This window comes from Nonomuraea aurantiaca (genome assembly GCF_020215705.1).
Lineage (GTDB): Bacteria > Actinomycetota > Actinomycetes > Streptosporangiales > Streptosporangiaceae > Nonomuraea > Nonomuraea aurantiaca.
Genome location: NZ_JAIWNB010000008.1, coordinates 42645 through 67157, shown reverse-complemented (window position 1 = coordinate 67157; position 24513 = coordinate 42645). Strand labels below are relative to the sequence as shown.

The 24513-nt window shown below is 71.0% G+C and carries 27 protein-coding genes and 1 pseudogene; 14 read left to right on the top strand and 14 right to left on the bottom strand.

Annotated features, from left to right (window positions below; translation table 11 throughout):
* Positions 1-82: 82 nt before the first annotated feature.
* Positions 83-538, top strand: coding sequence for a pyridoxamine 5'-phosphate oxidase family protein (locus LDL49_RS20400; RefSeq protein WP_225292690.1), 456 nt, complete (start codon positions 83-85; stop codon positions 536-538).
* A 7-nt stretch (positions 539-545) separates the two neighbouring features.
* Here the strand turns inward: LDL49_RS20400 and LDL49_RS20395 are convergent, their stop codons facing one another.
* Positions 546-1127, bottom strand: a complete 582-nt coding sequence (locus LDL49_RS20395) for a TetR/AcrR family transcriptional regulator (protein ID WP_225292689.1) — start codon at positions 1125-1127, stop codon at positions 546-548.
* A 118-nt stretch (positions 1128-1245) separates the two neighbouring features.
* Between LDL49_RS20395 and LDL49_RS20390 the strand changes: the two genes are divergently transcribed.
* A complete protein-coding gene (locus LDL49_RS20390) occupies positions 1246-1914 on the top strand; it encodes a GNAT family N-acetyltransferase (RefSeq protein ID WP_225292983.1) in 669 nt (222 codons plus the stop codon).
* Here the strand turns inward: LDL49_RS20390 and LDL49_RS20385 are convergent.
* Both LDL49_RS20385 and LDL49_RS20380 read right to left on the bottom strand, forming a co-directional pair.
* A complete protein-coding gene (locus tag LDL49_RS20385; protein WP_225292688.1) occupies positions 1898-2296 on the bottom strand; it encodes a hypothetical protein in 399 nt (132 codons plus the stop codon). The two genes, LDL49_RS20390 and LDL49_RS20385, sit on opposite strands and share 17 nt — an antisense overlap.
* A gap of 1 nt (position 2297) precedes the next feature.
* The gene (locus LDL49_RS20380) at positions 2298-2843 is read right to left on the bottom strand and encodes a dihydrofolate reductase family protein (RefSeq protein ID WP_225292687.1); all 546 of its coding nucleotides are present in this window, start codon (positions 2841-2843) and stop codon (positions 2298-2300) included.
* A gap of 67 nt (positions 2844-2910) precedes the next feature.
* On the opposite strand from LDL49_RS20380, the gene LDL49_RS20375 reads away from it, so the two are divergent.
* A complete protein-coding gene (locus tag LDL49_RS20375; protein ID WP_225292686.1) occupies positions 2911-3237 on the top strand; it encodes an RNA ligase family protein in 327 nt (108 codons plus the stop codon).
* A 184-nt stretch (positions 3238-3421) separates the two neighbouring features.
* Positions 3422-4075, top strand: a pseudogene (locus LDL49_RS59210) (hypothetical protein); the annotation flags it as partial.
* A 180-nt stretch (positions 4076-4255) separates the two neighbouring features.
* On the opposite strand, the gene LDL49_RS20365 reads toward LDL49_RS59210, so the two are convergent.
* The 5 genes from LDL49_RS20365 to LDL49_RS20345 are packed head-to-tail and all read right to left on the bottom strand — an operon-like array spanning position 4256 to position 7918.
* The gene (locus LDL49_RS20365; RefSeq protein ID WP_225292685.1) at positions 4256-5443 is read right to left on the bottom strand and encodes a CU044_5270 family protein; all 1188 of its coding nucleotides are present in this window, start codon (positions 5441-5443) and stop codon (positions 4256-4258) included.
* A gap of 32 nt (positions 5444-5475) precedes the next feature.
* Positions 5476-6051: an RNA polymerase sigma factor gene (locus LDL49_RS20360; RefSeq protein WP_225292684.1), complete on the bottom strand. Its 576-nt coding sequence runs from the start codon at positions 6049-6051 to the stop codon at positions 5476-5478.
* Positions 6052-6080: 29 nt separating this feature from the next.
* Positions 6081-6299 (bottom strand): hypothetical protein, encoded by a 219-nt coding sequence (locus tag LDL49_RS20355; protein WP_225292683.1) that lies wholly within the window; start codon positions 6297-6299, stop codon positions 6081-6083.
* 27 nt (positions 6300-6326) lie between these two features.
* Positions 6327-7046: an alpha/beta hydrolase gene (locus LDL49_RS20350; protein ID WP_225292682.1), complete on the bottom strand. Its 720-nt coding sequence runs from the start codon at positions 7044-7046 to the stop codon at positions 6327-6329.
* Entirely contained in the window at positions 7043-7918 is an 876-nt protein-coding gene (locus LDL49_RS20345; protein WP_225292681.1) for an alpha/beta fold hydrolase, read from the bottom strand. The genes LDL49_RS20350 and LDL49_RS20345 overlap by 4 nt, the downstream gene beginning before the upstream one ends.
* 171 nt (positions 7919-8089) lie before the next feature.
* Between LDL49_RS20345 and LDL49_RS20340 the strand changes: the two genes are divergently transcribed.
* Positions 8090-9211 (top strand): acyltransferase family protein, encoded by a 1122-nt coding sequence (locus LDL49_RS20340; RefSeq protein ID WP_225292680.1) that lies wholly within the window; start codon positions 8090-8092, stop codon positions 9209-9211.
* On the opposite strand, the gene LDL49_RS20335 is transcribed toward LDL49_RS20340, so the two are convergent.
* Positions 9185-10366 (bottom strand): MFS transporter, encoded by a 1182-nt coding sequence (locus LDL49_RS20335; protein WP_225292679.1) that lies wholly within the window; start codon positions 10364-10366, stop codon positions 9185-9187. The two genes, LDL49_RS20340 and LDL49_RS20335, sit on opposite strands and share 27 nt — an antisense overlap.
* A gap of 60 nt (positions 10367-10426) precedes the next feature.
* On the opposite strand from LDL49_RS20335, the gene LDL49_RS20330 reads away from it, so the two are divergent.
* Both LDL49_RS20330 and LDL49_RS20325 read left to right on the top strand, forming a co-directional pair.
* Positions 10427-11398: an ArsR/SmtB family transcription factor gene (locus LDL49_RS20330; RefSeq protein WP_225292678.1), complete on the top strand. Its 972-nt coding sequence runs from the start codon at positions 10427-10429 to the stop codon at positions 11396-11398.
* 30 nt (positions 11399-11428) lie between these two features.
* Complete coding sequence (locus LDL49_RS20325; RefSeq protein ID WP_225292677.1) at positions 11429-12022, top strand: helix-turn-helix domain-containing protein; 594 nt, start codon at positions 11429-11431, stop codon at positions 12020-12022.
* A 32-nt stretch (positions 12023-12054) separates the two neighbouring features.
* On the opposite strand, the gene LDL49_RS20320 is transcribed toward LDL49_RS20325, so the two are convergent.
* The gene (locus LDL49_RS20320; protein ID WP_225292676.1) at positions 12055-12783 is read right to left on the bottom strand and encodes a GbsR/MarR family transcriptional regulator; all 729 of its coding nucleotides are present in this window, start codon (positions 12781-12783) and stop codon (positions 12055-12057) included.
* A gap of 220 nt (positions 12784-13003) precedes the next feature.
* On the opposite strand from LDL49_RS20320, the gene LDL49_RS20315 reads away from it, so the two are divergent.
* The 4 genes from LDL49_RS20315 (at position 13004) to LDL49_RS20300 (ending at position 16566) form a co-directional block, all read left to right on the top strand.
* Positions 13004-14191, top strand: coding sequence for a cytochrome P450 (locus LDL49_RS20315; protein ID WP_225292675.1), 1188 nt, complete (start codon positions 13004-13006; stop codon positions 14189-14191).
* 66 nt (positions 14192-14257) lie between these two features.
* Positions 14258-14809 (top strand): serine hydrolase domain-containing protein, encoded by a 552-nt coding sequence (locus tag LDL49_RS20310; RefSeq protein WP_225292674.1) that lies wholly within the window; start codon positions 14258-14260, stop codon positions 14807-14809.
* A 59-nt stretch (positions 14810-14868) separates the two neighbouring features.
* Positions 14869-15870, top strand: coding sequence for a magnesium and cobalt transport protein CorA (locus LDL49_RS20305; protein ID WP_225292673.1), 1002 nt, complete (start codon positions 14869-14871; stop codon positions 15868-15870).
* Positions 15871-16128: 258 nt separating this feature from the next.
* The gene (locus LDL49_RS20300; protein ID WP_225292672.1) at positions 16129-16566 is read left to right on the top strand and encodes an SDR family NAD(P)-dependent oxidoreductase; all 438 of its coding nucleotides are present in this window, start codon (positions 16129-16131) and stop codon (positions 16564-16566) included.
* Between the two features lie 159 nt (positions 16567-16725).
* On the opposite strand, the gene LDL49_RS20295 is transcribed toward LDL49_RS20300, so the two are convergent.
* The 3 genes from LDL49_RS20295 to LDL49_RS20285 are packed head-to-tail and all read right to left on the bottom strand — an operon-like array spanning position 16726 to position 19050.
* Positions 16726-17370: a response regulator gene (locus tag LDL49_RS20295; protein ID WP_225292671.1), complete on the bottom strand. Its 645-nt coding sequence runs from the start codon at positions 17368-17370 to the stop codon at positions 16726-16728.
* On the bottom strand, positions 17361-18449 hold the full coding sequence (locus LDL49_RS20290; protein ID WP_225292670.1) for a sensor histidine kinase: 1089 nt from the start codon (positions 18447-18449) through the stop codon (positions 17361-17363). Before LDL49_RS20290 ends, LDL49_RS20295 begins: the two co-directional genes overlap by 10 nt.
* On the bottom strand, positions 18433-19050 hold the full coding sequence (locus LDL49_RS20285; RefSeq protein WP_225292669.1) for a DedA family protein: 618 nt from the start codon (positions 19048-19050) through the stop codon (positions 18433-18435). The genes LDL49_RS20290 and LDL49_RS20285 overlap by 17 nt, the downstream gene beginning before the upstream one ends.
* Positions 19051-19161: 111 nt before the next feature.
* Between LDL49_RS20285 and LDL49_RS20280 the strand changes: the two genes are divergently transcribed.
* Both LDL49_RS20280 and LDL49_RS20275 read left to right on the top strand, forming a co-directional pair.
* The gene (locus tag LDL49_RS20280) at positions 19162-21879 is read left to right on the top strand and encodes an SCO1167/SCO6262 family helicase (RefSeq protein WP_225292982.1); all 2718 of its coding nucleotides are present in this window, start codon (positions 19162-19164) and stop codon (positions 21877-21879) included.
* A complete protein-coding gene (locus tag LDL49_RS20275; RefSeq protein WP_225292668.1) occupies positions 21876-22982 on the top strand; it encodes an SWIM zinc finger family protein in 1107 nt (368 codons plus the stop codon). The genes LDL49_RS20280 and LDL49_RS20275 overlap by 4 nt, the downstream gene beginning before the upstream one ends.
* Here LDL49_RS20275 and LDL49_RS20270 read toward each other — a convergent pair.
* Entirely contained in the window at positions 22979-23440 is a 462-nt protein-coding gene (locus LDL49_RS20270; protein WP_225292667.1) for a MarR family winged helix-turn-helix transcriptional regulator, read from the bottom strand. The genes LDL49_RS20275 and LDL49_RS20270 overlap by 4 nt on opposite strands.
* A gap of 91 nt (positions 23441-23531) precedes the next feature.
* On the opposite strand from LDL49_RS20270, the gene LDL49_RS20265 reads away from it, so the two are divergent.
* The gene (locus tag LDL49_RS20265; RefSeq protein ID WP_225292666.1) at positions 23532-24479 is read left to right on the top strand and encodes a quinone oxidoreductase family protein; all 948 of its coding nucleotides are present in this window, start codon (positions 23532-23534) and stop codon (positions 24477-24479) included.
* The last annotated feature ends 34 nt before the right edge of the window (positions 24480-24513 follow it).

Sequence of the window (24513 nt, the reverse complement as noted above, 5' to 3'; positions counted from 1 at the left end):
CCGGTGGGCAGTACGGTGAGGCGGCGCTCGGGTCGTTCTGTAAGGTCAAGCATCGATCTTGAGCATGAAGGGACCTCTTCCGATGAGCGACTCGCCCCGTACCCTGCATCAGCGCAAGCAGGACACCCTCGACCGGCTCGCCCAGGACGTCGACGCCTGGGTGGCCACGGCCGATGGCGGAGATGGGACGCCGTACATGGTGCCGCTGTCCTTCCTCTGGGACGGCGCCACCCTGCTCATCTCCACTCCGGCCGCCAGCCCCACCAGCCGAAACCTTCAGGCCACCGGCAAGGTCCGTCTCGGCATCGGCCCGACCCGCGATGTGGTCCTCATCGAGGGAAGCGTCCAGGCGGTCCCGGCCGGCGAGATCTCCGACCAGATCGGCGACGCCTTCGCCGCCAAGACCGGCTTCGACCCGCGCCGGCTCAGCAGCCCCTACCTCTATTTCCGGATCCAGCCCCAGCGGCTGCAGGCCTGGCGAGAGGCCGACGACTTGGAGGGCCGCGACCTCATGCGTGACGGACACTGGCTCGGCTGACGCGCGGCTAACGTCCGGGGCCGGGCAGGACGCGCTCGACCACGTCGGTGACCAGGTCGTGGATCTGGCTCTCGGGAAAGACGTCGGGCAGCGTGAGCCGTTCGAGGATCAGCCAGTTGAGTGCCAGGTAGAGCAGGACCACGGTGGTCGCGTCGCCGGGCAGGCCGGACTGCTGGTGAGAGGTGATGTTGGCGTCGACGTCGGCGCGGATGCGCTCGGTGAGCAGGCGGCGCAGCTCGGGGCGGCGCGTGGCCTCCAGGCGGAGTTCGAGCAGGGCCAGGTAGCCGGAGCGGAAATGGCTGATCCGGTCCACCAGATCGTGCATGAGCTCGGTGACCCGATCGCGGTCGCGTGGTCCCTCCAGCGCGGTGGCCACCATCGTGGCCTCGGGCTCCAGCCGTTCGTAGAAGCGGTGACCGACCTGGGTGAGCAGGTCGTCGCGGTTGTCGAAGTAGTTGGAGGCCGTGCCGTTGGGCACCTGCGCCTCGACGTCGACGGCACGGAAGGTCAGCCCGCGCGCCCCTTCGCGGGCCAGTACCTCAATGGCGGCGTCAAGAAGTGCCGCTCGTCGTGCCGGGTTCTGCCGCATGCGTATCTCCTGGATCGGAAACAAACCACTCTAGGCATAGTACTATGCTGGAGATACGTGAATTTCGTTCACCTGAATTCGAGAACGGTACCCAGATATAACGAGGACCGTGACTCTCATGCATTCGCCCAGCACGCCGCCCGGCTGGTTCATCGCCCGGCTCCACCTCGGGGACGAGCGGGGGGTCGCGGCGGCCGCGGCCGTCGTCAACGCCGCTCTCGGCCACGGCGTGCTCACCGTCGACCGGCTCCTGCGGCACATGCGCGATGACGAGAGGGTGCAGTTCCTGGCGGCCTTCCCGCAGGGTTCGATGACGCCGGTGGGCGCGGCCCTGGCCCAGGTGATCGACGACGAGGAATATCGCGCGTTCATCGCCCCGATGCCGCAAGGGATCCTCTCCCCCGCGCCGCCGTCCGCCGACGGCCGCCGCGTCGGCATCCTGAGCACCATGGCCGTGGTGCCGTCGGTGCGCCGTCGTGGCCTCGGCACCGCCCTCGCCGTCCAGCGCACCGCCTGGCTGAGGGAGCGGTGCACCGAGGCGTACGCGATGGTGTGGCTACGCGACCGGCCCGGGCGTGCCGACGGGGTGCTGAAGGCGGCCGGCTGGGAGCCGGTGACCACCGTCCGCCGATACTGGGAACAGGCCTCGGTGGCGGGCGACTGCCACTGCCACCGGTGCGGCTCGCCCTGCCGCTGCGACGGCCTGCTGATGCGCCTCAACCCGCAGCTCTTCAAGCAGGCGGACGACACCAGTGCCTGGCCCCACGGGGTTACCGGCCACCGGTGAAGGGCGGCTCGCCTTCCTTGAGCGTACGGAAGCGCAGCGCCGACCAGACCTCGTCCACCGCCACCTGCCCGTTCGGCCGCAGGTCGTACTCGGCGACGATGGGCCAGAGCGTGTCGCGGTTGATGTCGGCCTTGTTGCCCTTCGGGTAGGCCACCCACAGGGCCGCGGGCCGGGCCAGCTGATCGCGGTGCTCGTCGAGCAGCCGCCGGACCGCGGCGGCGTCGGCGGCGAACAGCACCGCGACGCCCGCCTGGCCCAGGTCGTCGACGTGCCGCGCGCCCTCGGGCAGTGGCTCGACGAGCGGGCGGTGCTCGCCGTCGGAGATCCAGACAGTGGTCCGCGGCTTGACGAGCAGCTTGTCGGCGACGGTCTTGGTGGTCATGTCACGCCCTGCCGTAGGTGAGGGAGAGGACGCCGGTGCTGAGCGTCCGGGAATCGGCCAGCTGGAGCGGGATCTGCCCGGTGCCCTCCTCGAACAGGCGCTTGCCCGAGCCGACCACGATCGGGTGGACCAGCAGGCGCAGCTCGTCGAGCAGGCCGTCGGCCAGCAGCGACCGGACCAGGGCGGCGCTGCCGGTGATGCCGATGTCCTTGCCGGGCTGCTGCTTGAGCTCGGTCAGCCCGCTCACGACGTCGCCCTTGATGATCGTCGTGTTCTGCCACTCGGCGGTGTCGAGGGTGTTGGTGACGACGTACTTGGGCGTGTTGTTCATGCGGTCGGCGAACGGGTTGTCGGCCGGGTCCTCGTGCGGCCAGTGGGCGGCGAACTCCTGGTAGGTCCGCCGTCCGAGGAGCATGGCGTCGGCCTGCTCCATCTGCGAGCCGACGATCTCCCCCATCTCATCGTTGAAGTAGGGGAAGTGCCACTTCTCGGGGGACTCCACGACGCCGTCCAGGGAGATGAACAGGCCCGCCACGATCTTTCTCATCGCTGTGCTCCTTGTCTGAGGTGCCTTGAGTCTCTCACCGAAAAATATAATTGTCAAGACTCCTGCAATGGTCGGCCGCCGGCACTCCCTCGCCTACCAGGAGCTGGACAGCTGGTTCTACGGCTTCTCGGTCTGGGACGACGATCGCTGCCTGGACTGGGACCGCACGGTCGGCTTCCTGCGCGGCCTGGGGATTCCGGTCCCGCCGGTGCTGTGGCGCGGCGTGTTCGACGAGCGGGCGCTGCGGGGGCTGCGGCTGAACCCGGAACGGCAAGAGGGCTACGTGGTGCGGGCCGTCGAAGGGTGGCCTTGGCCGCCGACCTGGGCGTGCTGCACGCCGTGGCGGCGGCCGCGCTGGCGGGACGCGTGGACGATGAGGCCGACGATGAGCTGAGCAGGTCGAATGGTCGGCCCTGTACGCCGAGGGCGCCGGGCTGCTCGGGCCGGGCCCGCTGGAGCCGTTGCGGGCCGGTCTGCGCGAGGCCCTGGCCGGGCTCGGCGGGGAGGCGGCCGAGCGCTGCTGGGCGGCGGCGCGCGACGCCTGGGCCAGGGGAAAGGTCGCCACGGTTGAGGAGGCCGTGGCGGCGAGCCCGCGTGCGGTGATCACTCTGGGTACGGGCGAACTCCGATGGCTGCCCGACCTCACCGCTCCCGAGCCGGTTCCGAGCCTGGACGACCTGGCCGATCACGTCACTCGCCGACTGACGGAGGCGTTGCGTCCCGGGATCGTGCACGTCGCAGGCTCCCGACGGGTGGGCTGCGCGCTCCCCGCGGCCGACTTGGACCTGGTGGCGGCACTCCCAGACGGGGGCACGGACGTGGCGGCGCGGGTGCGGGCGGCGCTGCCTGAGGCCGTCCGGCTGCGGCAGGTGGTCGGTGCACGGGTGCCGGGCCTGCGCCTGCATGTGTCCGGCCTGGACGTCGACCTGACCGTGGTGGCAACCGGTCAGATCCTTCCGGCGCAGTTCCTGTCCCGCCGCGCCGAACTGTGCGAGGCGGCGGCCATCGCCCTGAGCGCCGTCAGCGACGCGGCCGCGATCCGCGCCGCGCTGGGCCCCGCACACGAGCGTTTCGCCCGTCTCGCCCTCCAGGTGAAGGCGTGGGCACGGGCGAAGGGCCTGGACTCGGCCCCGTTCGGTGGCTTGCCCGGTCTGGCTTGGGCGGTCCTGGCCGCCCGCACCGTCCTCGATGCCGCAGACGGATCCGACACCGACCTCCTACGCCACTTCTTCAGCACCTGGGCCGCCTGGGACTGGCACGAACCGGTCAGCCTGATCCCAGCCACGACGACCGTGATGCCCGTGATGCCGGTGATGGCGGTGATGACGCCCAGCGCTCCCGTACGCAACTGCGCTCGCCACGTCACCCCCCGGCGGCCTGGACCTGCCCCCGTGCGGGCCTCGACACCCGCGTCAGGCCGGGACGTCTCCCAGGTGGTCGGCCCAGCCCATCCGCTCCAGCGCCACCCGCAGGAGCGGCTGCCCCTTCTCCACGACCTCGTACTGCAGCAGCTCGGCGGTGTCCTCATTGATGATCATCCGGAACTCCACCCCGTCGTCCCCCGCCGTCGAGAGGGCGACCCCGGTACGCCCTACCGCGTCGGTGACCCGGCCCTGCGCGGTGATGCCGTCCTGGCCGGCCAACACCTTGAACAGGGCGGAGCGGGTGCCGGGCGTGATCGGCGCGGTCATCAGGTCCACGCCCGTCTGCCACAGATAGACGCCCCTGCTGAGCCGGGCGCTGCTCGGGCTCTGCTTGAACAGGGTGTCCAGGCGGCGCTTCAGCGCGTCCTCGCCGGTGGGCAGCCGCGAGATGTTCTGGATCGTCAGAGTCGGGTTGTCGATCGACAGGATCCGCTCGCTGCTGTCGTCGCGCGTGGTGGGCCTCTTCTCCGTCAGGGTGGGTGAGCCCGCGGCCTTCCAGTCGGCCTCGTCCTGCGGGGAGCCGAAGGTGACGCTCACGTCCGGGTCTCGTACGAAGCGGCTGGCCGCGCCCGGCTTCATCGCGCGCCAGGTGTCCTGCGTGTCGGTGGTGAACGCCAGGTACGGCAGCTCGGATTGCTTGAGCTGGGTTATCTTCTCGTTGATCTCCTTGCGCTGGGCGGCGAGTTCGCCCGGCTTGTCCTTGAGCTCCTTCTCCTTCCGCTGCTCCTCGGCCAGCAGGGCCTTGATCTGGGTCATGTAGTCGCCCGGCACGACGTGCACCTTCGCGAAGGTGCGCTCGCGGAGGTACCAGTAGCGGCCGGACGTGGCCGGCTCACGCACCGCGGTCGCGGCCGCCGCGAGCAGGAACGAGCGGGCGTCCACCGGCTTGGCCACGATCGCGGTCCGCGCGGTGCGAGGCAGGGTGGACGGCGTGGGGGCGGTAGGGGGCGCGGTGCTCGAGCCGGTCGCGACGATCACCGCCGCCGCGGCCACTCCGGCCGCGGCCGTGCCCGCGACCAGCAGGAACGGGGCCCGGATCCGGCGTCGGGACGGGCGCGCGGAGCGGGGCGTCCGGAAGGCGGCGGCCAGGTCGGCCGAGCGGCGCCGCCGGTGCGCCTCTTCTGTCATCTCCTCCAGCTCCATCGGCTTGAGCTGGGCGAACAAGCGGTCGGTCATGTCAGTCTCCGAGTGGTGGGGTGCTGCGGGCATCAGGTCTCTGGGTTCTCTTGGAACCGGCCACCGGCCGTATGGGCGGTCGGGGTGGTACGGGCTTGCGGGCGCGTACCGCCCGGCTCCAGGCGCAGCGCGGTGGCGAGCCGTTTGCGCGCGCGGTGGAGCCGGACGTTGTACGTCCGGACCGAACAGCCCATGACCGCGGCCGCCTGCTCGGGCGGCAGGCCGTACCAGGTGGCGAACACCATCGCCTCCACGTCCTGCTCCGGCAGGGCCGACAGCGCGGCCAGCGCGCTCTCCCTGTCGATGACGTGGTCGGCCACGTCCCAGCCGACATGGTCGCGCGAGGTGGTCAGCGCTGTGATCCGGTCGACCAGAGCCTGCCGGCGATGGCGTGAGTCGCGCTGCTTGGCCAGCAGGTTGCGCGCCACGCCGAGCAACCACGGCAGCGGCGGCTCGGGCAGGTCGTCCAGCCGCCGCCAGGCGACGAGGAACGTCTCACTGGAGACGTCCTCGGCCGCGTCACGCTCGGCGCGCAGCAGCGCATAGCCGAGCACGCTCCGGTAGTGCCGGTCGTAGAGGTCGGTGAATCGTTCTTGAGGATCGTCCACACCCAGTAGTCCCTCCGGCCGCTCCCGGATTACCGCAACCCATCCGAAATCTCGTCAGCCGCCTGGTTTGCGGGCCCAGAACAGGCGTGCCCGTTGTCCCCTTCCGGGACGAACTCCTCCGAGATGACCTCCAGCCCCACCTCCCCCAGCCAGGCCCGATAGGTGGCCGCGCCCGCGTGGCTCCACCACATCGTCGTGGCACCGCCGAGCCACCCGTCCTCGGTACCGGGCTCGGTTTCCTCGCTCATGGGGGTCAGGCTATGAGCCGGGGTGGATCACGTGCCAGGAGCGGAGAACGGCCGGCCGTCGAAGGTGCCGGAGAGGGCGGGGCGCTCCTGCGCGGTGAACGCCTGCCAGGTCAGCGTGAGGTCGTGCGTCCGCCCGTCGGCTCCCGTCGCGCGGAGTCCGGCGGTGGCCCGGCCGGCCGCGGTGAGCCGGATGTCCCCGCTGACCTGGAGGTCGGTGACGAGGCGGACCTGGTCCAGCGCGATGGTGGCGTTCTCGTCGCGGAAGTCGACCCGGCCGCCGCGCAGTCCCGGCTCGGTCTTCAGCCTGGCGTGCAGCAGCGCGTACGGGTTGCGGCGGGACGTGGCGTCCACGGCCGTGGCGAGGACCGCCGAAACGGTACGCCGCTCCGACGCGGTCAGTCCGGAGGCCGGGATCACCGGGACGTCGGCCGCCGAGCGGGGGAACGCTCCGGCCGCCCGATAGTTCTCCGCGCCGCACCGCAGGTCAGGCATCCGATGAGCGGTGTCGGACAGGAAGGCCCGCATCCCCGTACGCACGCACTCGCCGAACGCCCCGCCGTTCCAGGCGAGGCTGTGGCCGCCATAGCGGACCTTGACGAACGTGGCGTCCGGGAAGGTCCGTACGGCGCGGGCGACCTCGGCCGGGCTCTCGGTGTCGAAGTCGCCGCCGACCACCAGGACCGGTACGGCGGGACGCCTGGCCCGCGGCGGGACCGGCGGGTTGTCGCGCGGGGTGGGCCAGTTCACACAGAACTCCAGGGCCGCCGCCCCGGTGCCTGGTCGCCCCGCAGGTAGGCGGTGGCGGCGGCACTCGCCTCCCGGCCGAACACCGGCTGCTGCAGGCTGTTGCCGATGGCGATGAGCGAGCTGAGCGGCACCTCGGCGTCGGGCTGTGCCCGCAGGTGGGCCACCAGGCGGGTCCAGGTGCCGCTCGCGCTTCCCGGCAGCTCGCGGCAGGCGCGGGACCGCTCGCAGACCAGGTCGAGCAGGTCGAGGCGGGTGCGCATCGGCCAGAGCGCGTACCCGTCGGGCGCGGTGATCGTGGTGCTGTCGAGGAAGGCGGCGGCGAGGCTGCCGGGGTGACGAGTGGCGTACGCCTGGGCGTAGAGGGTGCCGTAGGAGTTGCCGTAGAACGTGACCTCGGGCACGCCGAGCGCCCGCCGGACCGCGTCCATGTCCGCCACCACCTGGTCGGCGGTGAAGTACTGGGCGCGCGGGCCGAGCAGGCGCGCGCACGTGCTGATCGTCTCCGGGGCCGTCAGGTTGAGGCCGGGGCACAGCAGCGGCGAGGACTTGCCCAGGCCGCGCGGTTCGACCACGAGGAGGTTCCGCCGGTCGAGCACGGGACCGAGCGCCTGCTGCAGGGTCGGGATCTGGGGCAGCGCGGGCAGGGGCCCGCCGGGGTTGGCGAGGATGGTGCCCTGCGCCGCGTCCTTCGCGGGCAACCAGGCGAAGGCCACAGTGATGCGCTCGGAGGACGGGTCGTTCCAGTTCAGGGGGACGGAGATGGTGCCGTCGCAGCGGCTCACCGCTTGGGCGCACTCGTGTACGGAAGCGGCGGAGGCCGGCAGAGCGGCCATCGCCAGCGCGGCGCTGGCCATCAAGGCTCTCAGCTTCATCAATCCAGCATCTGCACCGGCTGATCCCTATTCTTCCGCCCTTCGCATGATTTGCGGCTGGGAGCAGGCTCCTACCCGGCACACTCACCCGCCTGATACTTCGGAGCTACACCAACGGTGCGCTCCCCAGGGGGAAGCCGACCACAAGAGGCGATCCGTAGCTTCGGCGCCATGGCATCCTCCCAGCTCATCCAGCGGATCGAGGCGTCGACCCCGGCCGGCCGCGACCGGGGCGTCGACGCGCTGCGCGCCCTGGCGATCCTCGGGGTGGTGCTCGGCCACTGGCTGGTGACCGCCGTGGTCGTCGGCGACGGCACGGTGCGCGCCGCCAGCCCGCTCAAGCACCTGCCCGAGCTCACCCCCGTCTCCTGGGTGTTCCAGACGCTGGCGGTGTTCTTCCTGGTGGGTGGGCAGATGGGGGCGAGGGGTTACGTCCGCGCCCGCGCTCGCGGCATGACCTACGGGCGCTGGCTCGGCGGGCGAATGGCCCGGCTGTTCCGGCCGGTCGTGGCCGTGCTGGTGGTGTGGGCCGTGGTCGCGGGCGCGCTGCTGGCCTCCGGGGTCGCCCTCGACACCGTGCGTGTGCTGGTCAAGCTGGTGCTGTCGCCGATGTGGTTCCTGCTGGTCTTCGCGGTGCTGACGGCGCTGACCCCGCTGGTCGCCCGGCTGCACCCGCTGTGGCCGCTCGCCGCCGTCGTGCTGGGTGACCTGATCCGGTACGGCCTGGGCGGCCCGGCCTGGGTCGGCCGGCTCAACCTGGTGGCCGGGTGGCTGGTGCCGTACTGCCTCGGCGCGGCCTGGGCCCGAGGCGACCTGCGCGGCCGTGGGACCGGCTGGGCGCTGCTGCTCGGCGGCGCCGCCACCGCGGCCGGGCTCGTCATGTGGGCGGGGTATCCGGCCGCCATGGTCGGGGTGCCGGGCGCCCCGGTCTCCAACCTCGATCCGCCCTCCCTCGCGGCCGTCTCCTTCGGTCTCGCCCAGTGCGGGGCGGCCCTGCTGCTGCTCGGCCCGCTGCGGCGGGCGCTGCGCCGCCCGGCCGCCTGGGCGGCGGTGGCGCTGGTGAACCTGTCGGCGATGACGATCTTCCTGTGGCACCAGACCGCGCTGATCACGGTCACCGTGGCGGGGCTGTTCGTGAGCGACGCGCTGCCCGGCCTGCACACCGCCCCTGACGGCTTCGGCTGGGTGCTCGCCCGGCTGGGCTGGCTGCCGGTGTTCGGGGTGGCGTTGCTGGTGTGCTGGGCCGCGGCCCGTACGTACGAGAGGTCAGGAGCCCAGGTGGACCGCTGGTAGCCGTTGCCGCAGTCCGGGGGCCAACACCAGGGTGACCGCGACCGAGGCCGCCGCCAGCACCGTTATCGCCGTCGCCGGCGAGGTCAGCTGCGCCACGGCACCCGCGAGCGCGGCACTCACGCCCTGCATGGTGACCATCCCCGAGGAGTGCAGCCCCAGGGCGTGCCCGCTCAGCTCCTCCGGGGTCAGCGCCATCAGGCGCTCCTGGAGCAGCAGGCTCGCCGAGTACCCCGTCGAGGCGAGCACGATCGCCGCCACCGCGACGGGCAGCGAGGGGTGCAGGATGAAGATCAGGTACGGCAGGGCGAGCACCAGGCACAGCGGCACCCGGAGCCGTTCCCTCCACCCCGGCGGCACGAACCGGCCGGCCACGACGTCACCGGCCAGCATGCCGAGCGCGGCACAGGCGAACAGGAGTCCCGCCTGCTCGGGCGCATACGGCACGAAAAGGGACTCGCAGCCGACGATCAACCCGTTGGGCACCCACATGGCGAGGTAGACGTAGCGGCGCGGCTTGGCCGACCACAGCCGCGCGTTGTCCCGCCAGGTCTCGGTGATCGACGGCCGTCCGGCGGCCCGCGGCGGCCGGCGGCTGAGGCCGAAGCGGGCCACCGCCGCCGCGGTGAGGTACAGGGCCGCGCCGGTCAGGAGCGCGCCGCGCGGTGACAGGACGGCCACGAGCACGCCGCCGAGCGCGTACCCGCAGATCTGCACGGCGCCGTCGGACATGTTGAACATCGAGCGGCCGAGCAGATACCCCTCCCGCGACAGGATCTCGTTGAGCAGCCCGTAGCGCACTCCCCCGCCCAGCGAGGCGATCAACCCCTGTCCCAGCAGCAGCGCGAAGACGGCCCACACCGCCAGCCCCGGGACGGCCTGCGCGGCGGTGAACAGGCCGAAGACCAGCGCCAGACCCGTCAGCGCGGCCCGCGGCGGTAACCGGTCGGCCGCCGACAGCAGCGTGGCCGCCCCGATCACCTGAACCAGGGCCGGCCCGAACATGGCCAGGGCCGACAGCAGCGGCGAGCCGGTCGCCGAGTAGACCAGCGTTCCCAGGGCCAGCCCGCTCACCGTTTGGCCGGCCCCCTGCACGGCGGCGGTCAGGAACAGCGGCGTGAACTCCGGCGTCCGGAAAAGCTCGCGATAGGTGCGCATGGCGGACAGTGTCCGGGGCCGTGTCGGCGGGGCGTTAATGTTTCGCAGGGAGGCGAAACCATGGGCTGGTGGCAGGTCAACGCGGACACGCTCGCGGGCAGCCGGTTCGTCGTCTCACCCCTGGCCGAGGCCATCGCGAGCCTGAAGACCCTGGAGCGGGGCACGGCCGCGCATCCGGGCGAGCGCGCGTGGCTCGACGCCCACCTGCCCGCCTACCGCGCCCGGCAGGCCAGTGACCCGATCACCGCGCTGCTCATCCGGGCCGCTCTGGGCCGCAGCTGGAACGCCGACTTCCTCACCCCTACGCCCTCCGACGACGCCGAGCCCGTCTTCGAGCAGGAGCTCGCACGCATCCGGGACACCCCGCCCGAGGCCGCCCGCGCGGACCTGACCGTGTCGCTCGGCGGTCCCCTGCCCGCCCGGCTCCACCGCGGCGACCTGCCGCAACGCACCGCCGACGTGCTGGAGTGGGTGTGGACCCAGGCGGTGCTCCCCTCCTGGCCGCGCCGCCGGCGGATCATCGAGGCCGACGTCATCGCCCGCACCGCGCGGCTGAGCCAGGGCGGCTGGGCGGCGACCCTCGACGACATGCGCCCCGGGATGCGCTGGCTGGGCGAGAACCGGCTGCAGATCAGCACGTACGACTACCCGCCGCGCGAGCTGTCGGGGGCGCGGCTGATGTTCGTCCCTGTCACCCCGAGCCAGACCTGGGTCTCGTGGGACACGGCGCACCGGCACGCGGTGGTGTATCCGTGCTCCGGCGCGCTGGCCGAAGCCGGTCGCGCGCCGGTGCCCGAGGCGCTGGGCAGGCTGCTCGGGCCCGCGCGGGCCAACGTCCTGATGCTGCTCGACACCCCGAAGAGCACCACCCAGCTCGTCGCGCTGACTGGTCAGGGCCTGGGCTCGGTGGGCCGGCATCTCAAGGTCCTGCTCGACTCCCAGCTGGTACGGCGCCGGCGGGCCGGGCGGTCGGTGTTCTATGACCGTACGGATGCCGGGGAGGCGCTGGTGAACGCGCAGTCGGCCGGCTGAGGTGTTTGCCGTTGTGGCAAGGTGGATTTCATGGACGATGACGAGCCGGCTCTGGACGACGTTCTGCATGCCGTCGGGCCGCGGCTGCGGACCCTGCGCCAGCAGCGCGGAGCCACCCTGACCGAGCTGTCGGAGTCGACCGGCATCTCGATCAGCACGTTGTCGCGGCTGGAGTCCGGGCAGCGCCGCCCGACCTTGGAGTTGTTGCTGCCCCTGGCGCGCGCCCATCAGGTGACGCTGGACGAGCTCGTCGACGCGCCGCCCACCGGGGACCCGCGCGTGCAGCTGCGCTCGTTCCAGCGCTTCGGCTCCACCTTCATCCCGCTCACCCGCCGGCCCGGCGGGCTTCAGGCGTTCAAGCAGGTCATGCCGCCGAACTGGCCCGGCACCGAGCCCGATCCCCGCGTGCACGAGGGTTACGAATGGCTCTATGTCCTGGCCGGGCGGCTGCGCCTGGTCCTCGGCGAGCACGACGTGATCCTCACGCCCGGCGAGGTGGCCGAGTTCGACACGCGTATCCCGCACTGGTTCGGCAACGCCGGTCGCGATCCGGTCGAGCTGCTGTCCCTGTTCGGCCCGCAGGGCGAACGCCTGCACGTCCGCGCCCAGCCCACCGGGAAGTGAACGGTCCACGTCCACTCTTATGTGCTCGCGTCTTATGTGCTTGCGGCGCGCCGCTTCGCCGCGAGCGTCTCCCGCCAGTGCTCGGCCAGCTGGACCATGTCCTCGCTCATGTGCTTGAGGAACTGGCCCATGTACGCTGACCGGGCGCCGGCGGGTGTGGCGGCGCCCAGGATCTCGGCTCCCTCCAGAGCGATGTCGGCCAGCATGGCGTTTCTCTGGGCGCTCATCAGGAACGCCTGACACCAGACGTCGTCGTCGATGACGTAGCGCTCGCGCCGTCGCCGGGCGTCGCGTTCGCGCCTGATCAGGCCCTGCTCTTCGAGGTAACCGACGGCCATGGAGATCGACGCCGGGCTGACCCGCAGCCGCTGGACCAGCTCGGCGGCGGTGAGGCTGCCGCTGTCGGTGGCGTACAGGCAGCTCAGCACTCTGGCGATCATTCGCGGGAGTCCCGTCTGGAGCAGCAGCGCGGTGACGCGTTCCGTGAAGTCGTGCACCGCTTCGGGGTCACGTCCGTAGGCGGCGGTGGTGGCGGGCGCGGCCGGCGCCGAGGCGGTCCGGCGACGGCGCGCGCGCCCTTCGGTGGCCTGGTGCGCCTGATCGGCCCGGTAGCCGCGCGAGCCACCGTTGCGCATGACCTCCCGCGTGATGGTCGACGTCGGCCGGCCCAGGCCCCTGGCGATCTCGGCGTAGGTGAGCCCCTCGGCCATTCCCGCGGCGATCTGCCGGCGGTCCTGGTTGGTCAGCCTGCCTCCTGGCACCGTCTTCGCCCCCTGTCGCTCGTCCGATGGCCATTATTGCGTTCGTCCGCACCCCATTGCAACTCTGTCGTTGCATTCGAGCGTAGAGCCATTGCAATTCTTGCCGCCATTAGCCTGTATAAATGCAGAAATATCGGTCGGACGGATTGACATTTTAGTGAATGCAACGTAGCTTTTGGCCAGTTCTGAAGACGTACTATCGCGACTTCAAGGAGGAGAGATGACCGTCTTGGCAGCGCTTCCCATGACGCGCCCCGCAGGCTGTCCCTTCGACCCGCCCGAGGAGCTGGCGCGGCGGCGGCCGCTGAGCCGGCTGGCCTTCCCCGACGGGCACGTGGGCTGGCTGGTCACCGGCCACGCCCTGGCCCGCGCGGTGACGGCCGACCCCCGCTTCAGCTCACGGCACGAGCTCATGCGCTCCACGCTGCCGGGTCCGGCAGACGCGGAGCAGCCCCCACCCGCGCCGCCCGGAATGTTCATCGGGATGGACCCGCCCGAGCACACCCGCTACCGCAGCCTGCTCACCGCGAAGTTCACCGTCCGCCGGATGCGCCTGCTCACCGAGCGCGTCGAGCAGATCACCGCCGAGCTTCTGGACGCCATGGAGCGGCACGGCCCGCCGGTGGACCTGGTGACGGCGTACGCGCAACCGATCCCCGCGCTGATGATCTGCGAGCTGCTCGGCATCCCCCATGCCGACCGCGAGTCCTTCCAGCGTCACGCGGCGGCGGTGAACGACCAGGACCTCGCGCTGGAGGAGCGCTACGGCGCCGGCGCCGCGCTGCAGACGACCCTGCGCGAGCTCGTACTCGCCAAGCGCGCCGAGCCCACCGACGACCTGCTCAGCGACCTGACCAGCGGTGACCTCACCGATGAGGAGCTCGCCAACATCGGGGCGCTGCTGCTGGCCGCCGGTCTCGACACCACCGCCAACATGCTCGCCCTGGGCACCTTCGCCCTGCTGTCCCACCCCGGCCAGCTCGCCGCCCTGCGCGCCGACCCGGGCATCGCCGACCAGGCCGTCGAGGAACTGCTGCGCTACCTGAGCATCACCCACACCGGGGTACGGACGGCGCTGGAAGAGGTCGAGCTGGACGGTCACCTGATCAAGGCCGGCGACACGGTCATCCTCTCGGTCCAGGCCGCCAACCGCGACCCGGCGAAGTACGCCGACCCCGACACTCTCGACCTGCGCCGGAACGCCACCGGGCACCTCTCCTTCGGCCACGGCGTCCACCAGTGCCTCGGTCAGCAACTGGCCCGCGTGGAGATGCGGGTCGCCTTCCCCGCGCTGGTCACCCGCTTCCCGACGCTGCGCCTGGCCATCCCGCCGGAGGAGGTGCCGCTGCGCGCCCACTCGGATGTGTACGGCGTGCACCGGCTACCGGTCACCTGGGACGAGACGTGACCGATGGAAAGATCTGCTCGCTCACTCGCACAGCCCGCGTGATCGTCGGCATGGCGACGGTTACGGGTGACCGGCCGGACTCTCGCCGACGAGATCTCGCGGCGGATCGTCCGCCCGCTGGCTCTGACCGGGACGTCCTTGCCGGGCGACGACACGGTGATTCGCGGGCCACACGCGCGCCACTACTCGACGCTGTTCGTGACCGGCCCCGACGCCAAGGTCTACGACGTGACCGAGATGAACGCGTCCACGGGCTGGGCGGCCGGCGGCATGGTGTCGACGGTCAAGGATCTCGACCGGTTCGTCAGCGCGCTGCTACGTGGCCGCCTTCTCGCGCCCGCCGAGCAGCGGGAGATGCTCACCACCGTCTCGACAGGGGGCAAATGGATCCCCAACACCACCTACGGGCTCGGCGTCTTCTCACAGAAGCTGTCGTGCGGCGTGACGGTCTGGGGTGCCGCGGGCGCCATCAGCGGCTCGTATTCGTACGCGATGGGCAGCCGCGACGGCGAGCGCTTGGTGGTGAGCAATGTGAACGGCGACTGGAACAACCCGATCGGCACGCTCACGGACGTGCTTCAGTCGGAGTTCTGCCCAGCCGATCCGGCCTCCGGATAGCCGAAGCGTGTGGACCGCGAGGGCGCGAAGAGTTGGGAGGGTTGTTGGGATAGGTCAGAATGCCTGATGTGATTGTGGACAAGGCGATCTACTGCAACGGCGTGCGCGAGACCATCAGCGGCGACATCAGTGACGCCTTCGGTGACGCCCGAGCCAGAGGCGACTGCTTCTTGTGGATCGGTCTGCACGAGCCCACCCAGGAGGAGTTCGACCTCATCACCCGCGAGGTGAAGCTGCATCCGCTGGCCGTGGAAGACGCCATCCACGCCCACCAGCGGCCCAAGCTCGAACGCTATGACGACACCCTGTTCTTGGTGCTCAAGCCGCTGCTCTACGTGGAGGACAGCTCTGACATCGAGGTCGGCGAGATCAATCTGTTCCTGGGGAGCGACTTCGTCATCAGCGTCCGCCACGGCCAGGCCAATCCTCTGACCGGGGTGCGTCGGCGCATCGAATCCGACCCCGACCTGCTGGCCGCTGGGCCTTCCGGGGTGCTCTACGCGATCTGCGACCAGGTCGTCGACACGTACTCCCAGATCTCCCACGAGGTCGAACACGACCTCATCGTCCTGGAGCGACGTGTCTTCAGCGGTGAGCAGGCCGATGTCACCGAGGACATCTACTCTCTCAAGCGCGAGGTGCTGGAGTTCCGCGCGGCTCAGGATCCTCTGGTGCCGGTCCTGGAGGAGATCGTCAAAGGCCGGGTGGAGTTGTGCACCGTCGTCCGCGACCAGTTCCGTGACGTCCTGGACCACCTGCTACGTGTGGACGCCCAAGTCGACGAGCACAACGAACTGCTCACCAGCGCCCTGAGCGCCCACCTGGCCCTGGTGAGCCGTGAGCAGAGCGCGGCGGCCATCCAGCAGAACGTCGACATGCGCAAGATCTCCTCGTGGGCGGCCCTCATCGCCGTACCCACGATGATCGCCGGGATCTACGGCATGAACTTCGACTACGTACCCGAGCTGCACTGGCTGCTCGGCTACCCCCTGAGCCTGAGCGTCATGGTCATCGCCACAGTCATCGTCCACCGGCTGCTGCGCAAGAGTGGGTGGCTGTGAAACCCGCCAAGTTCTCGCTGAGCCGGCTCCTCATGGCTGCGGTTCTCGCTTGGATCGTCTTTCTGACCATCATCATCTTGCTCGACCCCCGCGGCTCCGGTCCTGTGCACTGAGCGGGCGGGCGGTCGCCGATAGCGCCGTTCCAGGAACGTCACTGTGCGCTCCCCAGCTCACCGAACATCGCAGATAGCCCGCTGAACGCCGACCTCAACTCCCCGAGACCCTGCCTCCCACCCCGGGCGCAGCCGAGCCGTAGCCGTGTCCGCGCAGTCGCTCGGCTTCCGCTGCCAGCCGAAGCTCTCCGTCCGGTGTCAGCGATGGCATAAGAATTCGCCGCTCAGGCCCCTGATTTCACCAGCCCCCGAAGCCCCTGAACCACCGGAACATCGGAGGGCGTGCCATGGCAGACCAGCACGCCGCCCAGGCGTCTTCAGGGCGTCGCTCGATGCGGCCGAGGCCGCCGGAGTCTTCACCTACAAAACGGTCGAGCAGGGAGCCGCCACCAGCATCGTCGCGGCCGTCGCCCCGGAGTTCGCTCACTCCGGAGGCCACTACCTCGACGATTCACAAGAGGCTTACACCGTGCCGGACGACGCCGGCCTCGCGCAGCACCCGCACGGTGTCAAGGAATGGGCGCTCGATCCCACCGCCGCCAAGCGCCTCTGGACGGTCTCGACCGACCTGCTCCGCGTCTGACCTCCGGCCCGAAGCGGTGCCACCATTCGATGAACAGATCCTCGTTGTCGGGGTAGCCGCCGTCGGCCTCGGCCGCTGCGGCGGTCAGCTTGCCGCGCAGTTCGGCGGTGAAGGCAGCGGCGTCGAGCAGCGGAGCCCGGCGGCAGTCAATGACCGCTGTCACGACTCCAGGAAGCGCAGCACGGCCAGCACGCGACGGCTGTAGCCGGTGTGGTGAGACAGCCCTAGCTTGTCGAAGAGCGAATTGACGTGCTTCTCCACGGCGCTCTGTGACACGTGCATGGCCTGGGCGATCGAGGCGTTCGTCAGGCCCTGGGCCATGCGTTCGAGGACGTCGCGCTCCCGAGGAGTGAGGCGGGCCAGTGGATCGAGTTGAGTGGTGCGGGCCAGCAGTTGGCGCACGACCTCGGGATCGAACGCCGCTCCCCCGGCGCCCACCCGGTCGAGCGCGTCGAGGAAGTCGGCCACCTGCGCCACCCGGTCCTTGAGCAGGTATCCGACGCCTTCCACGTCACCGCTCATCAGCTCCGTGGCGTATTTCTTCTCCACGTATTGCGAAAGGACCAGCACCTTGACAGTGGGCCAGCGGCGCCTGATCTCCAGTGCGGCGCGCAGGCCCTCGTCGGTGTGGGTCGGCGGCATCCGTACGTCGACCACCACGATGTCAGGCTCGTGCGCGGCCACCGCTTCGACCAGGGCGGGACCGTCGCCCACGGCGGCCGGCACCTCATGGCCCTCCTCCACGAGCAGCCGCAGCAGGCCCTCGCGCAGCAGCGTCGAGTCCTCGGCCAGGATCACTCGCACGGCAGTTCCGCCACGATCGTCGTCGGGCCGCCCGCCGGGCTGACCACCTCGAACCTGCCGTCGAGCGCCGCCACCCGGCGCGCCAGCCCCGACAGCCCGCCTCCCGAGGCGCTCGCGCCGCCCCGGCCGTCATCTTCCACCCGCACGACGATCATTGTGCCCTCCCGGTGCACGTCAACGGTGATGAGCGTGGCTCCCGCGTGCTTGGCGGCGTTGGTCACCGCCTCGCAGACGACGAAGTAGGCGGCCGTCTCCACCCCCATCGGCGGGCGCGCGGCCAGCTCGCAGGACACCTTGACCGGCACGCTCGATCGCTCGGCCACCCCCGCCAGCGCTTCGCCCAGGCCGAGGGAGTCGAGGCCGCTGGGGTAGACCCGCCAGGCCACCTCGCGCAGCTCGGCCAGCGCCTGCTGCGCTTCCTCGTGAGCCTGGTCCAGCAGCTCGGGACGGCCGCGCCTGGATCGGCCGATCAACATCGACAAGGCGACCAGGCGCTGCTGGAGGCCGTCGTGCAGGTCGCGTTCGATCCGGCGGCGCTCGGAGTCGACCGCCGCCACGATCCCGGCCCGGCTCTCGGCCAGCTCGACGATCCTGCGTTCGAGTCTCTCGGTCGGGTCGGGTCCGAGCACGCGCTGGGCCAGCCGACGTTCGAGCGAGTAGACGCCCACCAGGCCCGACAGGTTCATGAAGAGCAGCAGGATCCCGGCCAGCGTGAAATAGACCAGGATCGGCCAGGTGGGGGCGATGCCGTCGAAGGTGTCGCCGCGCGCCCAGGCCCAGGCGAGCCGGCCGACCATCACCACCCCGATCAGGAGCAGCCCCACGACCAGCCCGCCCAGCAGGCCCGCCGGAACGCGGAGCGCCAGATAGCGCGTGGCCCGCCCGCCCACGTCGAACTCGGACGCGTCCAGCCGCAGACGCCGTGTCTCCAGCAGGACCAGCCGCCTGGCCGCCGCCCGCGTGTTGGGAGTGCCCAGGAAGGGCAGCGCCACCACCAGGAACACCACGTCGCCCAAGGCGGTGGCGGCGCCCAGCGACACCGCCGCCAGCAGCCGCAGGCCCTCAGCGACGGGGCGCATGCCGCCCCTTGCGCCGCTCGGCCACTCGTACGCCGATGAACACGAGCACCGCCAGCACGACGATGCCGATCACGACGTTGGTGCCGACTCCCACGTATGCCTCCACCAGCGACCAGTTTTCGCCCAGGTAGTAGCCGGCGAGCACGAACACGGTGTTCCAGATGAGGCTGCCGGCGGTCGTCAGCAGGGTGAACGTGAGCAGTGGCATCCGTTCCACCCCCGCCGGGATGGAGATCAGGCTGCGGAAGATGGGGATCATCCGCCCGAAAAAGACCGTCTTCTTGCCGTGCTTGAGGAACCACGCCTCGGTCTTCTCGATGTCGGAGACCTTCACCAGCGGCAGCTTGGCGGCGATGGCCAGGGTGCGGCGGCGGCCGAGCAGCGCGCCCACCCAATAGAGCGCCAGTGCCCCGAACACCGACCCCGCCGTGGTCCACACCAGCACCTCGAGCAGGTCCATCTCGCCCCTGCTGGCGGTGAAGCCCGCCAGCGGCAGGATCACCTCGCTGGGCAGCGGCGGGAACAGGTTTTCCAGCGCGATCGCCAGGCCTGCCCCAGGGGCGCCCAGAGTCTCCATCAGCGCGATGAGCCATTCAGTCATGTTGTAGAGGCTAATCAAGATCCAAAGTGGCGGTAATGAGGTGGGCGGCAGATCTGGGCTGTGGTAAACCACAGGGTGATTCGTACCGTACACTGTACGGCCGTGAGCCCAATGACGGATCTGGTACGGCAGGCGGTCGTCTTCGAGCCCGGCGATCCACCCAGAGAGGGGCGGATGGCCTTCCTCGACCCGGACGGTGACGCCACGATGACCGTGGTCGAGGAACACGGCGCTGAGCTGCGGGTTCTTCAGGCCCGGGCCACTCGTGTACCGGTCGCCGACGCCGTCGCCGGGCTGGCCAGGGCCAGGAGCGACGCGGGCGCCCATCCGGCGGCGCGGTTCTGGGGCGCGGTGGCGCTGGTCGCGCTGCAACTGGTCGCCAGGGGCCGGATCCTGCCGGGGGTTTCGACGGGCGACTTCGACTCGTGGCGGGCGGGGCCGTTCGACGCGGCCGACGTACAGCGGATCCGGGAGCTGGCCGACGCCATGCCCGCCGCCGCACGGTCCGTACCCCTCGAAGACCGGGCCGTCCAAAGCGGAGAAGTGCGGTTGAGGGACGCGGAGTCGCTGGTGCGGGCCTTCCTGGACGCGGTGGCCGACGCGATGCCGCGCTCCCCCGGCGCCGTCCGTGCCACCGGAACCTCGGCGTTCGCGGCCGTCAAACCGGTCAAAGTGCCCCGGCTGCGCGCCTGGGCTGACGAGGTGTCGGCGGGGCTGGACTCCGGTGTACGCCTGTCGCTGCGGCTGGAGGCCGACAGTCTGGAGCAGGCGGAATTCCGGGCGGTGGTCCAGCTGCACAGCCTGGCCGATCCGTCCCTGGTGGTGGACGCCGCCGACCTGTGGGCGGGCACGGACCCGGGGTTCGGCCCCCGGGCCAGGATCGACGCCACGCTGGCCATCAGACGGGCCGCCCGCGCCTGGGCCCGGCTGGAACGCCTGCTCGACAGCGCCGTCCCCGACGAGCTGACCCTGTCCGGTGACGACGTGGAAGACCTGCTGGCCGGGGCCGCGGAACGCCTGGGCGCGGCCGGTGTCGAGGTCCACTGGCCGAGGGAGCTCGTACGCGGCCTGAGCGCCCGCGCCGTCGTCGGCGAGCGCGACAGTGCCCCATCCGATATGCCGTCCTTCCTCGGCGGCCATCACCTGACCAGCTTCGACTGGCAGCTCGCCCTGGGCGGCGAGCGGTTGACCGCGGCCGAGATGGACCGGCTCGCCGAGGCGCACCGGCCCGTCGTACGGCTGCGTGACCAGTGGGTGCTCATCGAGCCCGACCTGGCCCGCAAGGCCCGCCAGCGCGATCTCAAGCCGCTGACCGGCCTCGACGCCCTCGGCGCCGCGCTGACGGGCACTGTGGAGGTCGACGGCGAGCAGGTGCCGGTCGAGCCGAGCGTCTGGCTGCGGGAGCTGCGCGACCGGCTGTCCGAGCCCGAGGAGATCGCCGTGCCCGCCGGTCTGGACGCGCGGCTGCGCGACTACCAGCTGCAGGGCCTGCGCTGGCTGGCCAGGATGACGTCGCTCGGGCTCGGCGCCTGCCTGGCCGACGACATGGGCCTGGGCAAGACGATCACCCTGATCGCGCTGCACCTGCACCGGGGCGGCGGTCCCACGCTGGTCGTCTGCCCCGCCTCGCTGCTGGGGAACTGGGAGCGGGAGATCTCCAGGTTCGCACCGGGCGTCCCTGTCCGCCGATTTCATGGAAATAGCCGGACATTGGCCGATGAAGGCTTCGTACTGACGACATATGGCACCATGCGGATGGATGCGGCGCGGCTCGCCGAGCACCCGTGGGGGCTGCTGGTTGCCGACGAGGCCCAGCACGTCAAGAACCCCTCTTCTGGTACGGCCAAGGCGCTGCGCGAGATCCCGGCGGCCGCCCGCGTCGCGCTGACCGGCACCCCGGTGGAGAACAACCTGGCGGAGCTGTGGGCCATCCTCGACTGGACGACCCCGGGGCTGCTCGGCTCGCTGGGCAGGTTCCGCTCGCGCTGGGCCAAACCGGTCGAGTCGGGCGACAGCGCGGCGGCCGAGCGGCTGGCCAGGCTCGTGGGGCCGTTCCTGCTGCGGCGCCGCAAGTCCGATCCCGGCATCGCGCCTGAGCTGCCGCCCAAGACCGAGACCGACCGCCCGGTGGCGCTGACCACCGAGCAGGCCGGGCTGTACGAGGCGGTGGTCCGCGAGAGTATGCGGCAGATCGAGAGCGCCCAGGGCATGGCCAGGCGCGGCCTGATCGTCAAGCTGCTGACCGGGCTCAAGCAGATCTGCAACCACCCGGCCCATTACCTGCACGAGGCCGCGCCCAGGCTGACCGGCCGTTCCGGCAAGCTCGAACTGCTCGACGAGCTCGTCGACACCATCGTCGCCGAGGACGGCGCGGTGCTGGTCTTCACCCAGTACGTGGCCATGGCGCGGCTGCTCGACCGGCACCTCACGGACCGGGGCGTCGCCACCCAGTTCCTGCACGGCGGCACCTCCGTGCCGAAACGGGAGGAGATGGTACGGCGCTTCCAGGAGGGGGCGGCGCCGGTGTTCCTGCTGTCGCTCAAGGCGGCCGGCACCGGCCTGAACCTCACCCGCGCCGACCACGTCATCCACTACGACCGCTGGTGGAACCCGGCCGTCGAGGACCAGGCCACCGACCGCGCTTACCGCATCGGCCAGGACAAACCCGTCCAGGTGCACCGGCTGATCGCGGAGGGCACGATCGAGGACCGCATCGCCGAGATGCTGGCGGCCAAGCGCTCGCTGGCCGACGCCGTACTGGCCGGGGGCGACGCCGCCTTCACCGAACTGACCGACGCGGAACTCGCCGCACTCGTGGAGCTGAGATGAGCGCTGTCCGAGGATTCCCCGCATTCCCCGCGCAACGGGCCGGTGCCCGCTTCGCCACCTCCTGGTGGGGCGGGGCCTGGATCCAGGCCATGGAGGACACCTCCCTCGACCACACGCTCCTGCGCAAGGGCCGCACCTACGCCAAGAGCGGCCAGGTCGGCCCCATCACGGTCAGCCCGGGCCGCATCGCCGCCGTCGCCGAGAGCGAGTACGACACCGTCGTCCACGTCGAACAGCTCACCGCCCCCGACTGGGAGCGCTTCCTCGACCAGGTGGCCGCCAAGGCGGGGCACATCGCGGCGCTGCTCGACCGCGACATGCCGCACGACCTGGTCGAGGCCGCCGAGGACGCCGGAGTCCCGCTGCTGCCGACGGTCGGCGACCTCGAACCGGAGTGCTCCTGCCCCGACTGGGGGCACCCGTGCAAGCACGCCGCCGCCCTGTGCTATCAGGCGTCGTGGCTGCTCGACGCCGATCCGTTCGTGCTGCTGCTCATGCGCGGCCGGGGCGAGCAGGAGCTGCTCGAGGCGCTCCAGGGTCGCGACATCCCCGCGCCGGCCGACGCCGGTACGCCCGCCGCGGTGGCGTTCAGCCTGGGCGTGCCGCCGTTGCCGGGGCCGCCGCCGCTCGACGTCGCGTACACGCCGCTCGGGCTGGAGCCCGCGCCGGGGGTCGACGTGGCCGCCCTGGAGGTGCTCGCCGCCTCAGCCGCCGACCGGGCCCGCGAGCTGCTGCTCACCGGGCGGCTGGCCGTACTGACCGAATATCAGGACCGGGTACGCCTGGCCGCCGCCCACGACCTCGACCTCGGACTGGAGGCGGCCGTACAGGCCTGGCGGTACGGCGGCGCCGACGGGCTGGAGGCGCTCGAAACGGCCTGGACCCCGCCCAAGCAGGACCTGGCCAGAGCCGGCGCGCTCCTGCGGGCCGGCTGGGAGGGCGAGCGCCCGCCGCAGGTCGAGGCGTGGCGCAACCGCTGGACCATCGGCGCCCGGCAACTGCGTTACGGCCGCGACGGCCGCTGGTATCCCTTCACCGACCGCGACGGCCAATGGTGGCCCGCCGGCCCGCCGGAACGCGACCCGTCGGCACTCGTGAGCTAACCGGCCCGCGACTCGGCGCCGGGCGTCTGCTGGATCAGGATCGTGGTGGCGCGTTCGAGAAGTTCGCACAACGCGTCGCGCTCGGCCGGGGTGAAGGCCGCGCCAAGGGCGCGCTCCAGCACGATGACCTCTCCATAAGCACCGTCCAGCACACGCCGGCCCTGCTCGGTCAGCGAGGCGATGAGGACCTTGGAGTGCACGGGCGAGGCCTCGCGGACGATGAGCTCCTTGTTCTGCAGGCCGGTCAGGACGGAGGCCATGGTCTGCTGGGTGACGCCGCAGGCACGGGCGAGCTGGGCCCCGGACATACCGTCCTCGCGCGACAGCGTCAGCAACACGGTGTACTGCGTCATGGTGAGGCCGTAGCCGCGCAGAACCGCCTCATGGTGGGCCATCAGAGCCTGCTCGGTGCGGCGGATGCGCGTACAGAGGTATTCCTCGGCGGGGATGTCGGTCATCGATCAACAGCTCCCTGTGTTGACTCAGGTACCTGATACTCGTTAGGGTCCTCGGTATCAGGATACTGAGTCAACACAGGGAGCTGTAACTATGAAGGCCGTGGTTTTCGACACCGATGATCGGTTCACCCTCGCCGACGTCGACGAGCCCGTCCCCGCTGCCGGGCAGGTCGCGATCCGGGTGGACTACGCCGGAATCCAGTACGGTGATGTGCTCGTCCGCAGCGGCCACTTCCCGGTTCCGCGCCCCTTCGTGCCCGGCTTCGAGGCCGCCGGACGCATCGTCGCGGTCGGCGAAGGCGTGGACGCGGGCCGCGTCGGTCAGCGGGTGACCGCCCTGACCAGCGCCGGGGCGTACGCCGCGGTCGTGGTGGCGTCAGACCTCCTGGCCTTCGACGCCGTCGGCGTGGACTCTCGTACGGCCGCCGGATTCGGCTGGGTCACCCCGACCGCCTACGACCTGATCAACACGGTCGGCCGGGTACGCCCCGGTGACAGCGTGCTCGTTCACGCGGCGGCGGGAGGCGTCGGCACGCTCGCGGCCCAGTTCGCCAAGGCCGCCGGAGCCGCCCGCGTCGTGGGAGTGGTCGGCGGCACCGCCCAGGCCGAATACGCCACGCAGTTCGGCTACGACCTGCTGGTGACCCGCGAGGACTTTCCCGGCGCCCTCGCCGACGAGCGGTTCGATGTGATCCTGGATCCCATCGGCGGGCCGACCCGCCTGGCCAGCCTGGAGCGGCTCGCGTCGCACGGCCGCCTGGTGATCTACGGCAACATCGCGACCTTCGAACCTGTCGAGATCAATGCCAACGACCTGCTCATGAGCGGAAAGTCGGCCCTGACCTACAACAGCAACCTGCTCAGCCAGACCCACCCGCAACGCCTGGCCGACAGCGCCACCAAGGCGCTGCGACTGCTGGCCGACCACACGGTCCGCGTGGACGTCACCGCCGAGTATGAGATGGCCGACCTCGACACCGCCATCCAGCGGCTGGCCAACGGCGACACCCACGGCAAGAGCATCGTCCGCATCGCCTGACGCGCCCGACCATAAATTTTGGCGTCCCCCGGGC